General features: G+C 56.0%; 12 protein-coding genes and 1 pseudogene. 11 read left to right on the plus strand and 2 right to left on the minus strand.

Annotation, left to right across the window (positions count from 1 at the left end):
* The first annotated feature begins 36 nt into the window (after positions 1-36).
* The 4 genes and pseudogenes from IMCC12053_RS11260 to IMCC12053_RS11275 all read left to right on the plus strand — a co-directional run bounded on the left by IMCC12053_RS11260 (position 37) and on the right by IMCC12053_RS11275 (position 4,265).
* Complete coding sequence (locus IMCC12053_RS11260; protein WP_062219116.1) at positions 37-1,137, plus strand: ABC transporter ATP-binding protein; 1,101 nt, start codon at positions 37-39, stop codon at positions 1,135-1,137.
* Positions 1,137-2,012, plus strand: coding sequence for a carbohydrate ABC transporter permease (locus tag IMCC12053_RS11265; protein WP_062219119.1), 876 nt, complete (start codon positions 1,137-1,139; stop codon positions 2,010-2,012). Before IMCC12053_RS11260 ends, IMCC12053_RS11265 begins: the two co-directional genes overlap by 1 nt.
* A gap of 2 nt (positions 2,013-2,014) precedes the next feature.
* Positions 2,015-2,857, plus strand: a complete 843-nt coding sequence (locus tag IMCC12053_RS11270; RefSeq protein ID WP_062219121.1) for a carbohydrate ABC transporter permease — start codon at positions 2,015-2,017, stop codon at positions 2,855-2,857.
* 142 nt (positions 2,858-2,999) lie between these two features.
* A pseudogene (locus IMCC12053_RS11275) lies at positions 3,000-4,265 on the plus strand (extracellular solute-binding protein).
* A 137-nt stretch (positions 4,266-4,402) separates the two neighbouring features.
* On the opposite strand, the gene rhaI reads toward IMCC12053_RS11275, so the two are convergent.
* Together rhaI and IMCC12053_RS11285 are read right to left on the minus strand one after the other, a co-directional pair.
* A complete protein-coding gene (gene rhaI / locus IMCC12053_RS11280) occupies positions 4,403-5,677 on the minus strand; it encodes an L-rhamnose catabolism isomerase (RefSeq protein ID WP_062219123.1) in 1,275 nt (424 codons plus the stop codon).
* Between the two features lie 22 nt (positions 5,678-5,699).
* On the minus strand, positions 5,700-7,796 hold the full coding sequence (locus tag IMCC12053_RS11285) for a bifunctional rhamnulose-1-phosphate aldolase/short-chain dehydrogenase (RefSeq protein ID WP_062219125.1): 2,097 nt from the start codon (positions 7,794-7,796) through the stop codon (positions 5,700-5,702).
* 191 nt (positions 7,797-7,987) lie between these two features.
* On the opposite strand from IMCC12053_RS11285, the gene IMCC12053_RS11290 reads away from it, so the two are divergent.
* From IMCC12053_RS11290 to IMCC12053_RS11320, 7 genes are all read left to right on the plus strand, one after another.
* Positions 7,988-8,788: a DeoR/GlpR family DNA-binding transcription regulator gene (locus tag IMCC12053_RS11290; RefSeq protein WP_062219127.1), complete on the plus strand. Its 801-nt coding sequence runs from the start codon at positions 7,988-7,990 to the stop codon at positions 8,786-8,788.
* A 53-nt stretch (positions 8,789-8,841) separates the two neighbouring features.
* Complete coding sequence (rhaS, locus tag IMCC12053_RS11295; RefSeq protein WP_062219129.1) at positions 8,842-9,831, plus strand: rhamnose ABC transporter substrate-binding protein; 990 nt, start codon at positions 8,842-8,844, stop codon at positions 9,829-9,831.
* A gap of 102 nt (positions 9,832-9,933) precedes the next feature.
* Entirely contained in the window at positions 9,934-11,463 is a 1,530-nt protein-coding gene (locus tag IMCC12053_RS11300) for a sugar ABC transporter ATP-binding protein (RefSeq protein WP_143090025.1), read from the plus strand.
* Complete coding sequence (locus IMCC12053_RS11305; protein ID WP_062219133.1) at positions 11,460-12,437, plus strand: ABC transporter permease; 978 nt, start codon at positions 11,460-11,462, stop codon at positions 12,435-12,437. The genes IMCC12053_RS11300 and IMCC12053_RS11305 overlap by 4 nt, the downstream gene beginning before the upstream one ends.
* On the plus strand, positions 12,434-13,441 hold the full coding sequence (locus IMCC12053_RS11310; RefSeq protein ID WP_062219136.1) for an ABC transporter permease: 1,008 nt from the start codon (positions 12,434-12,436) through the stop codon (positions 13,439-13,441). The genes IMCC12053_RS11305 and IMCC12053_RS11310 overlap by 4 nt, the downstream gene beginning before the upstream one ends.
* 5 nt (positions 13,442-13,446) lie before the next feature.
* Positions 13,447-13,761: an L-rhamnose mutarotase gene (locus IMCC12053_RS11315; protein ID WP_205623919.1), complete on the plus strand. Its 315-nt coding sequence runs from the start codon at positions 13,447-13,449 to the stop codon at positions 13,759-13,761.
* Complete coding sequence (locus tag IMCC12053_RS11320) at positions 13,758-15,128, plus strand: FGGY-family carbohydrate kinase (protein WP_062219140.1); 1,371 nt, start codon at positions 13,758-13,760, stop codon at positions 15,126-15,128. The genes IMCC12053_RS11315 and IMCC12053_RS11320 overlap by 4 nt, the downstream gene beginning before the upstream one ends.
* The last annotated feature ends 18 nt before the right edge of the window (positions 15,129-15,146 follow it).

Consider the following 15,146-nt stretch of genomic DNA (forward strand, 5'->3'; position numbering starts at 1 on the left):
TTCGCGTCGCTCATACGGCCTACCAAAGGAAACCTCATGTCTGCGCCTATCGAAATTACAAACCTGACCAAACGCTACGGCGCGGTAACAGTGCTTTCTGATATCTCATTGTCGATAGATGCCGGTGAATTCGTGGTCTTCTTGGGGCCGTCGGGCTGTGGGAAGTCCACACTTTTACGCATGATTGCGGGGCTAGAGGCCGTAGATGGCGGCGAAATCCATTTGGGCGGGGCGCGCATTGATGCCCTGCCCCCCGGCCAGCGTGGTGTGGCCATGGTGTTTCAATCCTACGCGCTTTATCCGCACATGACCGTGGCGCAAAACATGAGCTTTGGCCTTGAAAACATTGGCACCGGCAAAGCAGATATTGAGCGCCGCGTGACGGAAACCGCCAAAGTCCTTGAAATCGATCATCTTTTGGACCGCAAACCGGCAAAGCTATCGGGCGGCCAGAGACAGCGCGTTGCCATTGGCCGCGCAATCACCAAAGAGCCAAAAGCGTTTTTGTTCGATGAGCCATTGTCCAATCTCGATGCAGCGTTGCGCGGGCGTACACGGCTTGAGCTGGCGCAACTCCACCGCCGTTTAGGGGCAACGATGATTTTCGTGACCCATGATCAGGTTGAGGCCATGACACTGGCCGATCGCATCGTCATTCTCAACAATCAAGGCATCGAACAGGTCGGCACACCGATGGACATCTACCATCGCCCCGTAAGCAAATTTGTTGCGGGCTTTGTCGGCTCGCCTGCAATGTCATTTTTGCCCATCGCCGCTGTCACGTCGTCCACTGGTGGAACGGTCGTAAGTGTAGATGCCGTGGGCGATATCGATACGAACGTTGTGGTGCCAGAATACTTCAAGCCGCAAGGGGCCGAAATCGGCATTCGCGCAGAAGATGCCCATGTCATCCGTGATGGGTCCAACGGCTTGCGCCTGTCCGTCGATGTTGTCGAGCGCCTGGGCGAGCGCACGTTGATTTACGGCACATTGGACAACGGATCGGAAATTGTCGTTGAGGATGATGGGCGCTCGGACGTCACAACGGGCACAACGATCTGCGTTTCCATCGACGCCGCATCCATCCACATTTTTGATGCTGACGGACAAGCCTACCCGCACAAGGAACCGGTATAATGGCACGGTCCTACCGCCGCTCTTCATGGGCCAACGGGCTATTTGCCCTGCCCTTTCTCATCTTCTTTGTCGTCCTTCTCGTGTTTCCACTGATCTGGGGCATGTGGTTGTCCCTCAATAAAGTCGACCTGTTTGGTGGCGCGCAATTTATCGGCCTCAAAAACTATTCTCCCGTGCTCAAAGATCCCGTTTTTGCCCAAGCGGTACGCAACACGGTGTTGTTCGTTGCGGTATCAGTCCCGACATTGGTGACCCTTGGCCTGTTCCTCGCCCTCGCGTTGAACAAGGCCTCTCGCGGGTCGTCCTTTCTGCGCGGCTTGTTCTTTTCGTCCTCCATCCTGTCGGTCACGATCGTCACCTTGATCTGGCGGATCGTGTTTATCCCCGGAGACGGGCTTATGTCTGTGATATTTGACCATTTCGGTTGGGCGCAAATCGGCTTTTTGTCCGAACGCGGATGGTCGTTGTTCTCGGTCGGCGTGGCGACCGTGTGGTGGAGCCTCGGCCTGCCCATGATCTTGATCCTTGCGGCGTTGCAACAGATCCCCAAAGACCTCTATGAGGCCGCAGCCCTCGACAACGCCTCCAAATGGCGTGGCCTTACGCGTATCACCCTCCCCTCGATCAAAGGCACGTTGGCGATGGTCGCGATCATTCAGATTGTTTTGCAATTCCAACTGTTTGGACAGGCACAATTGATGACCAATGGCGGCCCTGCGGGATCATCGCGCCCCATCGTGATGTATATCTATGAAACGGGGTTTGTGCGGTGGGAAATCGGTATGGGCACCGCCGCATCCGAAATCCTGTTCCTCATCATATTGGCCGCCGCAATGGTCCAATATTGGCTCTCAACCCGCAAAGAGGAGCAGTGATTATGGCGCGCCCTTACGATCCCGATACGTTTACTGCGCACAGACGCCTGTTTTGGATATCTGCCGTCTTTGCGGTGATCATGCTTGCCCCTGTCGCATGGATTGTCGGGTTATCGTTCAAGGATAACGCGGAGCTGATGGTGGGCACACAATCTGTGTTCTCGCCCCCCTACACGCTGGCCAACTATGTCAACATATTCAAATCCAGCTCGGTCTTTGGGTGGCTGTGGAACTCGATCATCGTGGCCACGGGACAAACGATTGGGGTGCTGATCTTGTCGTCTATGGCCGGCTATGCGTTTGCCCGTCTTGAATTTCCCTTTCGCAAAACGTTGTTCATCATTGTGCTGTTTGGTTTGGCCGTTCCCGAACAGGCGATCATTATCGCGCGCCACCAAATGTTTAATTGGTTCGCCCTGCATAATACCTATCTGGGCTTGATCCTTCCGGGGATGTCATCCGCATTTGGCGTCTATTTGATGACACAGTTTTTTCGGGCGATTCCCAAGGAAATTGACGAGGCGGCATTGCTTGATAATGCATCGGCGTGGCGCATTTTCTGGAAAGTCCTTTTGCCGCTCACGCTGCCTGCACAGGCGACACTCGGTATCTTTACCTTTTTGATGGCGTGGAACGATTACTGGTGGCCCCTCATCTCCGCGACCAAAAAAGAGATGTTCACACTGACCATCGGCATCGCGTCCAGCCAGTCCAATTTCGCTCAGTCAGAGGGCTTGGGCTTTTTGACCGCGCAGGCGGTGTTTGCCTCGCTGCCCGTGGTGGTCGTCTACATTTTCTTTCAGCGCCACATCGTGACCGCTGTCTCGGGCGGCGCGGTGAAATAGCTGCGCCCGCCCCACATGAATACCCCACTCGGGAGGAGACTTGAGCGGGCAATTTGCGGGACTATCCCGCCACACAAACCTAGGGAGACGACCAATGAAACGACTACTGCTCGGCACCGCCTCGGCTTTCATGCTTTCCGGCATGGCCGCCTCGGCACAAACCACCATCGAACTACAGCGCTTTTTCGGCGCCTGTGACGCAGAGTACGGCGATGTGACGGATGTCTCCGCCGCGGTGGGTGAATGTGGTATTATCACGGCGCTCGTGAATGCGTTCGAGGCGCAAAACCCCGACATCGACGTTAACGTCACCACCGTCGAATGGCCAGGTTACGATCAGCTGAACGCACAGCTGGCATCGCGCGCCGCACCTGACGTTGTATCCATGCACTACTAGGTCATTTCCGATTACCAGTCGCGCGGCCTTCTCGATCCGATTGATGATATCCTTGCCGCACAAGGTATTGATCCTGCGGCCTTTACCGATGCGGGCCGCGGGGGCGTAACCAAAGACGGTCAAATGTTCGGCCTCCCCTTTGACAACTGGACCATGTTGTTCCACGTCAACACCAACCTGATGGCAGAAGCCGACATGATGAACGCGGACGGCACGCCGATGCTACCGTCCTCGGTTGACGAGTTTTTCGAAATGGGCGCCAAATTCAAAGCGGCGACTGGCAAACCGTTCCTCGTGCAGATCCTTGCGAACGAAACGTCCGCCTACACGCGCATGCTGTACACCCTCTTGCAACAACAAAACTCTGACTTCTTTTCAGACCCAAGCGCTATCAAGCTGGAAACACCCGAAGCCAAAGCCGCCGTGGAATTCATGAAACGGATCGTCGACGAAGGTCTCACAACGGTCAATCTTGACTACCCTGCTGCGGTGTCGGGCTTTACCGATGGCGAGGGCGCGATCGCGGTCAACGGCACATGGCTTATCGGGGCGTTTGAGGATCAGGCCCAACAAGACGGCAACGCGCTTTCTGGCGGTGGCTACACCGTATATCCGGTCCCCCAATTCTTTGGTGGCAAAGACAGCACCTACGCGGACGGACACGGCTGGGTCGTACCAAAGAACCCCAACCGCGATGACGAGACCACAGATGCCATCGGCAAACTGTTCAAATATCTCTCCGACAATGACTTCCAATGGGCGCGGACAGGCCATTTGCCCGCCGTTTCGGCCGTCTTTGACATGGCTGAATTCAAGGCCTTGCCGCATCGCGACAACATTGCTGAAATTGCGGACACAGGGGAAAGCCTCCCCGCTGAAGTGCAACGCCAGTTCGCCATTCAAGACATTATTGGCGAAGAAGTTGGCTCGGCGATCACCGGCAACAAGTCGGTCGACGATGCCTTGTCCACTGCACAAGCCCGCATCAACGATTTGCTTGCCAACCTATAAGCCGCCTCCCAGGGCTTAAGTCAGGACGTCGAACGACCGTTTCTCTCCACGTCACGGCGTTTGACGTCCACATAAAACCCCCTGCGAAAGACGTCTTTCGCAGGGGGTATTTTTGATCGGTTATAGATATGTCGGATTTAAACGATACCGCCGCCGGCGCCCGACACTTTGGGCCGAACTGACGCCACTTGGGCGCGGTAGCCTGAGGCGCGGTAGGTCATAATCGGGTCAATCGCCCCACCTGTCTCCAAACGCGCCCTTGCCAAAATCGGCTCGACATCGGTGCGAAACGCACCGCGCAACGTGGCCGAAGCCATCAACGCATCATTGTCATCTTGGTAGCCCTTGAGAGCATCGCGGTCCACGAGAGACGCCTGCACAAAGGCGCGTTGAATCTCGATCGCCGAAATCATCAGGCTCTCTATCGGGTCGGTGACATTGTGGGACTGGTCGATCATATGTGCCAGATCAAGCCCCGATGTCGCCTGCGCATCCACCAATTCATTCCACACAAGGAACAAGCGATAGGGTTCGATGGTTCCGCTATCCAGATCGTCGTCGCCGTACTTGCTATCGTTGAAATGGAACCCGCCAAGCTTGCCTGCATGAATCAGGCGCGACACGATCATCTCGATATTCACATTGGGCGCATGGTGGCCGAGATCGACAAGACACATCGCCTTGTCACCCAACTCCTGCGCCGTCAAAAGCGAGCTACCCCAGTCCTGAACCACGGTGGAATAGAATGCAGGCTCGTAGATTTTATGCTCGGAGAAGATCCGCCAATCGTCTGGCAAGCCTTTGTAAATCTCTTTCATCGATGCCAGATACCGTTCGAATTGACGCCCCATGTGGGTTTGTCCGGGGAAATTGGCCCCGTCCCCGATCCAAACCGTCAATGCCTTTGACCCGAGCGACTGGCCAATCTCGATACATTCGAGATTGTGCTCCACCGCCTGCGCGCGCGTTGCCGCATCCGTATGGCTCAGTGAGCCGAATTTGTAGGATTGCGCTTGGTCCGGTTGATCTTGGAACGTGTTGGAATTCATCGCATCAAACGACAATCCGTATTGCGCGGCCTTTGCCAGCAAATCGGATGGATCGGCCTTATCCCACGGGATGTGCAACGATACAGTAGGCGTGGCTTGCGTCAGGGTTTGAATGACGCCGCAATCGTCAAGTTTGTCGAAAATATCGCGCGGCTCACCTGCACCGGGAAAACGCGCAAACCGTGTGCCCCCTGTGCCCGTCCCCCACGATGGCACCGCCACGCCAAAGGTTTTGGCACGCTCCACAAGGGCATTAATATCCACACCACGGCGGGCAAGTTTCGCGCCCAAGGCGTCGAAATCGGCATCCAAGTCAGCGGCGCGTTTGGCGTTTTGCGCCTCAATTACGGAACTCTCAATCATGATCTATCCTCTCTCGACCGGATCAGCGCGTAAACGCCTGAACGTTGCCCGCATCCACGTTGATGATATTGCCCGTCGACTTTGACGACTTTTCAGACGCAAAGAAATAAGCAGCTTCTGCGATATCTTCAGGCAGCACAGACCGCTTGAGCATGGACCGAGCACGATACATCTCCTCAAGCCCTTCTTTGTCGGTGCCATAGGTGGATGCACGTTGATCGAGCCAATCGCCCTCCCAAATCTTGGAACCACGCAACACCGCGTCAGGATTGACCACATTCACACGGATGCCCGCCTCAGCGCCCTCAAGAGCGAGACAGCGCGCAAGGTGGATTTCGGACGCTTTCGCCGTACAATACGCTGCGGCGTTCGGGCTTGCGGCCAAACCGTTCTTGGATGCGATAAACACGACCGATCCGCCAATATCCTGTGTGCGCATCATTTTGAACGCTTCGCGCGAGACGAGGAAATAACCCGTGGACAAGATATCCATGTTCTTGTTCCACAAGGCCAAAGTTGTCTCCTCGATCGGAGCCGACGAGGCAATACCGGCGTTGGACACCAGAATATCGACGCCCCCGAATTCAACCGCCATATCCGCATAGGCCGCAATAATAGCGTCCTCATCTGTGACGTTCATTTCGACCGCACGCACCACGTCCGCGCCGAACTGTTTGGCGAACCCGTCACGCACTTCGCCAAGGGCATCCATGTTGATATCGGCGAGCATGACACAGGCCCCTTCAGACAGGTAACGCGCCGCGGTAGCGGCACCGATCCCGCCCGCGCCACCCGTAATAAGCGCCACACGACCAGCCAGCGATTTGGGCTTTGGCATACGCTGTAACTTGGCTTCCTCGAGGAGCCAGTATTCGATATCAAACGCCTCTTGTTCGGGCAATCCGCAATACTCGGAGACAGCAGACGCGCCGCGCATCACATTGATTGCGTTGACATAGAACTCGCCCGAGATTCGCGCGGTTGCGCGGTCTTTGGCAAAGGTAATCATGCCCACACCCGGAACGATATAGACCACTGCATTGGGGTCGCGCAGTGCGGGACTGTCATCGTGTTTACAGCGATCATAATAGGCTTTGTAGCCCTCACGGTAGGCGGCCACTTGTGCCTCAAGACCTGCGAGAACGGCGTCGATATTGTTTTTGGCCGGATCGAAATCGACCACAAGCGGGCAAATTTTGGTGCGCAAGAAATGGTCGGGGCAAGAGGTGCCAAGGGCAGCTAAAGCACGCATATCCTTTGCATTAACGAACTCGAGCACCGTTTCGCTATCAACAAAATTACCCGTCATATGCTGATCACCCGACACAAAGCCGCGAATAGCGGGCATCAACTGTGCCGCCACCGCACGGCGCGCATCGGCCGCTAGACTTTGATGAACAGCGCCACCAAATGCGGGGACGTTCGCGGTCTTTTCCTCGAAATACCCAATCGCTTTATTGATGATCTCAAGTGTGATTTCGTAGCAGGTTTTGGCGTCATCATCCCATGTGAACAACCCGTGAGATTCGAGCACGACCCCCTTTGCATCCGGATTTTTGAGGCAGAAATCCTCAAGCCAAAGGCCAAGCTCGTAGCCCGGTTTTTTCCATGGAAGCCAACCGATATCATTGCCAAAAATCTCCGCCGTCATAGCCTTGCTGTCCTTGGACGCAGCGATGGCGATGATGGCATCGGGGTGCATGTGATCGACGTGATTTTTAGGCACGTAGGCGTGCAACGGCGTATCAATGGAGGCCGCGCGCGGATTGAGGTTAAAGGTGCAATGGGGCAAATAACCGACCATTTCGTCCTCGAACTCAAGCCCGCGATACTTTCCCTTCAGGGCGCGCAGCTTGTCCATATACAGCGTGGAAAACCCGTCCATTTTGATCGAGCCAACATCACCACCCGACCCTTTCACCCAAAGAACTTCGGCTTTTTCGCCCGTGAGCGGATCATCCTCCATGACTTTCGCCGAGGTGTTGCCGCCACCGTAATTGGTGACGCGCTTGTCCGAACCCAACAGGTTCGAACGATACAGCAATTTCTCGGATTCGCTCATTTTGGCAGCTTTTGCGTCATCCCAAAGTGATGCAAGCCGCGTAGGTGCGGATGTCATAGTGATCTCCTCCCGATCGTCAGGTATTAGTGAACTTCAATTTAAACCAAGTCTGCGCAGGGTGCGTCAGCTTGTCAATCACAAACGATCATATACAGTCATTTTGCAGTCGCAGCATGATTTTTTTGACAATTTATGATTGACAGTGATCATTTCTTTGCGGCAGTCTCATCGTCATTGGGAGGAATTCAATGCACGAAAAGGAACGCCACGGGGTTATTCTATCCGCAGCTCAGGACCGTCCGGTCGTGACTGTGGTGGAGTTGTGCAGCCTCACAGGTGCCTCAGAGGCCACTATACGTCGCGATATCGCGTCGTTGGATACGGCTAAAAAGCTGCGTCGTGTGCGCGGTGGAGCCGAAGCGCTTTCCCCAAAACCTTTCCCGGGACTCGCGGGACGTCCATTTGCAATCAACAAAACTCTCAACAACGCTCAAAAACAATCAATCGCACGCGCCGCAGTGGAACTGTGCGAGGATGGCGACCCCATTATTATCAACGGTGGGACCACAACATTCCAGATGGTTCACCCGCTCGCCTCGCGCCGCTGTCAGGTCTTTACCAACTCGTTCCCGATTGCAGAGCACCTGCTCAAAAATTCCAAGAACACCGTGCTTTTGTCGGGTGGGATCGTCTACCGCGAGCAAAATATCGTGCTCTCGCCGTTCGAGAATGATGTGACAGGCAATTTCTACGCCCGCCGCATGTTCCTTGGCGCGCAGGGTGTCGGCCCGCTTGGCGTTATGGAGGGGGATCCGCTCATCATTCAGGCGGAGCAAAAACTAATCGGTCAGGCCGACGAGGTCGTGTTGCTGGTCGATTCCACGAAATTCGAAAACCGGTCAAGCTTGGTCCTATGCCCGCTTGAACGGATCGACGTTCTGATCACCGACGAAGGGATCAGCGACCGCGCTGCCGCCATGATCGAGGCGGCGGACATCAAACTTATCGTCGCGGGCCCATCCACGACGAAGGAGGACGCGGCACCGTAGCATAGACCACGCGCGGCGCCGTCAAACACGGGTAAACCAGGGAGGAACCCACGATGAAACTGACCAAACTTTTGACGACCGCGGCCGTTGCCACGGGTCTGTTTGCAGGTGCCGCACAGGCGGACGACATGCGCATCGCGCTCGTTGTCAAAGCCCTCGGTATCGGCTTTTTTGAGGCCGCAGCAAAAGGCGCAGAAGAAGCCGCAGGCGAACTTGGCGGCGTAGAAATCATCTATACCGGCCCCACCGACACGACAGCAGAGGGCCAGATCGAAGTGATCAACTCGCTGATTGCCCAAAACGTCGATGCGATTGCGATATCCGCAAACGACACCGATGCCCTTGTCCCCACGCTCAAAAAAGCGATGGATCGCGGCATCACCGTAATCTCATGGGATAGCGGCGTGGCCGACGATGGCCGTCAGGCCCACCTGAACCCTTCATCCAATGCGCTCATCGGCAACATGATCATTAAACTTGCCGCCGACCATCTGCCCGAAGGTGGCGATGTTGCCGTGTTGTCGGCCACCACCACCTCCACGAACCAGAACATCTGGATCGAGGAAATGACCAAGGTGATGGGCAATTACCCCGGCATCAATGTTGTCGGCACCGTTTACGGCGACGACCTAGCCGATAAATCTTACCGCGAGGCCACAGGCCTGATGCAGTCCTATCCTGATCTTGACGCCATCATCGCACCTACATCTGTTGGAATCGTGGCGGCGGCACAAGCCGTAGCGGATGCGGGCAAAATCGGTCAGGTCAACGTGACAGGTCTGGGCCTCCCCTCCGAGATGGCGGGCGCAATTGAAAGCGGCGCATCGCAGTCGTTTGCGATCTGGAACCCGATTGATCTGGGCTACTCGGCAACGATGCTTGCGTATCAGCTTGCCACCGAGGCGGCCAAAGCCGAACCAGGTGCCGAGATTGCGATCGGTCGCATGGGCACAATCACGCTGGACGAGACAAATTCAGCGGCCATGGCGGATCCGTTCGTCTACGACAGCTCCAACATCGACGCGTTCAAGGATATCTTCTAAACGCTGCGGCTGATCCGAGGCGGCGCAGAGCAATCTTGCGCCGCCTTTCTTTCCTCACATTCTCAAGAACGGTAGGGCTGAGCCATGGGCGCGGACCAAAACATGCGAACGCAATCGACCGACACGGGGACACCCGTTCTCGCACTTGATCGCATCACCAAAACCTTTCCGGGGGTCAAAGCACTTGATGGTGTCACGCTTGAGCTGTTCGCGGGCAAAGTCACATCACTGATCGGCGAAAACGGCGCTGGAAAATCAACCGTTGTTAAAATTCTAACGGGTATTTACCAGCCTGACGGCGGGCAAATCCTACTCGACGGCACGCCTTTCTCCTTTCCGATGGCGCAAGATGCCTCGGACGCGGGTGTGACGGCCATACACCAAGAGACGGTCCTGTTCGACGAGTTGACTGTCGCCGAAAACATCTACATCGGGCACGCGCCCAAAGGTCGGTTTGGCCTGATCGACCGCACAGCAATGCGCGACAAGGCCCATGCGATCCTGACCGAAATCGGCGCGCACATTGACCCGATGATCAAACTCAAAGACCTATCGATCGCCTCACGCCACTTGGTCGCCATTGCCCGCGCCCTGTCGGTGGATGCGCGCGTGGTCATCATGGACGAACCGACTGCCGCCCTCTCTCAAAAGGAGATCGAGGAGCTTTATGATCTCGTGGATGTGCTCAAAAAACAGGGCAAAGCAATCTTGTTCATCTCCCACAAATTCGACGAAGTGTTCCGTATTTCAGACCGCTATACCGTGTTTCGCGATGGCCAGTTCGTTGGTGCGGGCGATATTGCGGGCGTTGCCGAGGATGATTTGGTGCAAATGATGGTTGGCCGCTCGGTCGATCAGATTTTCCCGAAGCGTGTTCCAAACATCGGCGACGAGGTTATGAAAGTTGTGGGCTACAGTCATCCGACCGAGTTCGAGGACATCACATTCGATCTACATCGTGGTGAAATCCTTGGCTTTTACGGTCTCGTGGGCGCGGGCCGCTCCGAGTTCATGCAATCTCTGATCGGGATCACAAAACCTGCCAAAGGTGTGACGCGGATCGATGGGCACATTACCGTTATACGCTCGCCCGCTGATGCAATTGCGGCGGGTGTGGTCTACGTCCCCGAGGATCGTGGCAAACAGGGCGCGATTTTGGACATGCCTATTTTCCAGAACGTCACCCTGCCCTCTTTGGGGCAAACCTCCCGCAGAGGCTTTATCAAACTGGCTGAGGAATTTGCCCTCGCGCGTCAATACACCGAGCGGCTCGACCTGCGCGCGGCCTCGCTTGATACATCGGTAGGCAGCCTGTCGGGCGGCAACCAGCAAAAGGTCGTGATCGCAAAATGGCTCGCCACAAAACCGCGTGTCATTATCCTCGACGAGCCAACCAAAGGCATAGACATCGGATCAAAGGCAGCGGTGCACGGATTTATGTCCGAATTAGCGGCACAAGGGCTATCCGTGATCATGGTCAGCTCCGAAATCCCCGAGATCCTTGGCATGTCCGACCGTGTGATCGTCATGCGTGAGGGCCGGATTGCGGCAGAGCTATCAGGGGACACCCTGACACCCGAAACATTGGTGCGTCACGCCGCAGGCATAGGTATCAAAGGAGACGCGTCATGACGATTTTGAAATCGCGCGAAGTCATCTTGCTTGGGGCGATCCTCGTCTTGGTGGCACTCATTTCAACCCGGTTTATTGGCTTTATCGCGCCCAAGAACCTCGTCAATGTGTTCAACGACACCTCACCATTGATCATTCTGGCCCTTGGCCAGATGGTGGTCATCCTCACGCGCTGTATCGACTTGTCGGTGGCCGCCAACCTCGCCCTCACGGGTATGATCTGTGCCATGATCAATGTGGCCGCCCCCGGCCTTCCGGTATCGGTCATTATCGTGGTCGCGGTGAGCATTGGAGCGTTTTTGGGGGCTATAAACGGTCTACTTGTCTGGAAACTCGACATTCCGCCAATCGTAGTCACGCTCGGCACAATGACGATTTTTCGCGGTGTGATTTTCCTTTTGACTGACGGTCAATGGATCAATGCACATGAGATGAGCACCGCCTTTACCGGTGTGCCGCGAGGTGTGATTTTAGGTATTCCTGTGCTGGGGTGGATTGCCATTGCCATCGTGGTCATCATGGCGCTGGTGATGTCGCGAACGACACTTGGTCGCGCGTTTTATGCGGTGGGCGGCAACCCGCACGCAGCGGTGTACACAGGCATTAATGTCGGACGCACCCAATTCTTTGCCTTTGTTATTTCAGGCGCTTTGGCGGGTCTTACCGGCTATCTTTGGATCGCGCGCTACGCTGTGGCCTATGTTGATATCGCGGGCGGATTCGAATTGGACGTGGTTGCGGCCTGTGTGATTGGCGGGATTTCGATTGCTGGCGGTTCAGGCACCGTCATTGGCACATTGCTTGGCGCACTGTTCCTTGGCGTGGTCAAAAATGCGCTGCCTGTGGTGGATATCTCACCATTTTGGCAGCTCGCCATTTCAGGCGCGGCCATCATCATCGCTGTTACCTTCAACTCACGCGCAGGCCGCACCAAAGGCCGCGTCATTCTCAAATCCGCAGAGGTGACACAATGAGCCGTACCGACCCCCAAGCGCCCCATCACGTCTCCCGCCACATCCCCGACCAATTGCGATCCTCGTTGGAACGCAAACTGAAAAGTTGGGAAACGCTCTTGCTGGCTGTGGCTGTAGGGATCTTTATTTTGAACTCCTTCGCCTCGCCGTACTTCTTGAACGCGTGGAACCTAAGCGACGCGACATTCAACTTTACCGAAAAGGCGATGATCGCCTTTGCCATGGCGCTCTTGATCATTTCGGGCGAAATCGACCTGTCGGTGGCGGCCATCATTGCGCTGTCCTCAACCATCATGGGGGTCGTAATGCAGGCAGGGTTCGGCACACCCGTCATCGTCCTCGCGGGTCTGGGTGCGGGTCTTATATGCGGTGCCTTTAACGGTATACTCGTCACCCGACTGGGCCTGCCGTCCATCGTCGTGACCATCGGCACCATGAGCCTGTTTCGCGGCATCAGCTACATCATATTGGGGGACGGCGCGTTTCGCGGCTACCCCGCAGATTTCGCATGGTTCGGTCAGGGCTATGTTTTTTGGGTGATCTCCGTCGAACTGGTGATCTTTGCCATTCTCGCCGTGATTTACACAATCGTTTTACACAAAACCAATTTCGGCCGCGCCGTCTATGCCATTGGCAACAACCCTACCGGCGCGTTGTTTTCGGGCATTCGCGTGCAGCGGGTCAAGATGATCCTGTTTTTACTCACGGGGTTGATGTCGGGGCTGGCCGCCGTGTGCCTGACCTCTCGCCTCGGCTCGACCCGCCCGTCGATTGCAACAGGGATGGAGTTGGAAGTCGTCACGATGGTTGTGCTTGGCGGGATTAATATTCTGGGTGGTTCGGGGTCAATCCCCGGCGTTGTGATCGCCGCATTTGTGATGGGGCTTGTCACCTTTGGTCTTGGCCTGCTCAATATTCCGGGCATTGTGATGTCGATCTTTATCGGCTTGTTATTGATCGGCGTTATCGCCTTGCCGCGCCTGTGGGTCAAAATCAAAGGATGAACGTGATGGAGAAATACGCCTTTCGCATGGTTTTGAAAGCGGGCCAGTTGGCCGAGTACAAGAAACGTCATGACGAAATCTGGCCGGAGTTGTCCGCGCTCATTTCGGACGCGGGTGTCGAGGACTATTCAATCCACTACGACCCAGAAACACGTCATCTGTTTGGGGTACTCTGGCGGCGCAAGACCCACACCATGGACGCCCTCCCCGATCACCCCGTGATGCAAAAATGGTGGGCCTACATGGCGGATATCATGGAGACAAACGCAGACAACAGTCCCCGCCAAAGCGACCTGCAAACGGTGTTTCATCTGCCATGACCGTGTTGCGCCATATCGCCGTACTTGATGTTGGAAAGACCAATGCAAAGCTCGCCTTGGTGGACGAACAAACGTTCACCGAGATCGCAGTGGTCACACGCCCGAACACCGTCATCGACACGGCACCCTATCCCCATTTCGACCTAGACGGGCATTGGGCGTTTTTTGTCGACCACCTTGCACAGTTCCACAAAACCCACGGGATTGATGCAATTTCGATCACCACACATGGCGCGTCCTGCGTGCTTTTGGGGGCGGACGGCGCATTAGCCACGCCGATGCTGGATTACGAGCACACCGGCCCAGACGATCTGGCGGTGGCGTATGATGAGATCCGCCCTGATTTTGCACAAACCGGAAGCCCGCGCCTCCCTGCGGGTCTGAATGTCGGGGCGCAACTGTATTGGCTGTTCAACCGTGATCCGGACCTGTTGGACCGCACAGCGCATATTGTGACCTATCCACAATACTGGGGGTTTCGCCTCACTGGCGCCGTTGCCACTGATGTTACATCATTGGGCTGTCACACCGATCTTTGGCAACCGCGCGAGGGGCAATTTTCCGATCTCGTGGACCGTCTCAACATCCGCGCCAAACTCGCGCCCGCGCAGACATCAAACACAGTCCTCGGCACCTTGACCCAAGAGGTTGCAACCGCCACGGGCCTCCCCCGATCGACACCCGTGTCGTGCGGCATTCATGACAGCAATGCCTCGCTACTGCCGCATATAATAAGACGCAAAGCACCATTTAGCGTGATATCGACCGGCACTTGGGTCGTTGCATTGGCGGTTGGAGCCGATGAAAGCCAACTCGATCCAACCCGCGACACTCTCATCAATGTTTCGGCATTTGGCGATCCAGTGCCGTCAGCGCGCTTTATGGGCGGACGTGAATTCGACATGATACGCGATGGATCAACTGCGACACCAACGGATGGCGACCGCAAGGCGGTGCTCGGTGGCACGATAATGCTATTGCCATCTGTTGTGCGTGACAGCGGGCCGTTCAAAGAGCGGAACCACGTCTGGACACATGCGCCAACAACAGATGGCGCGCGGATATATGCCCTCTCCCTGTATCTGGCGCTGATGACACAGACCTGTCTCGACCTGATCGGGGCGCGCGGCCCCGCGGTTGTGGAAGGCCCGTTTGCGCGAAACTCCGACTACCTCAACATGCTCGCGGCCCTGCGCCCCGATGGTGTCGAGATCGAAGGCTCCGCCACGGGAACGAGCATCGGCGCGGCCATGTTGCTCGGTCAAGGTACGACAGAAAACACAGCCACCCGTATCGACGCGCCCAGTCAGGACGAATTGCGCGCCTATGCGCGCGACTGGACACGTATGGTCAACGCGCGGGCCTAAACGCCGTCGAACACGCGA

Origin of the sequence: Celeribacter marinus, from assembly GCF_001308265.1 — a bacterium.
In the GTDB taxonomy this organism is placed as follows: domain Bacteria; phylum Pseudomonadota; class Alphaproteobacteria; order Rhodobacterales; family Rhodobacteraceae; genus Celeribacter; species Celeribacter marinus.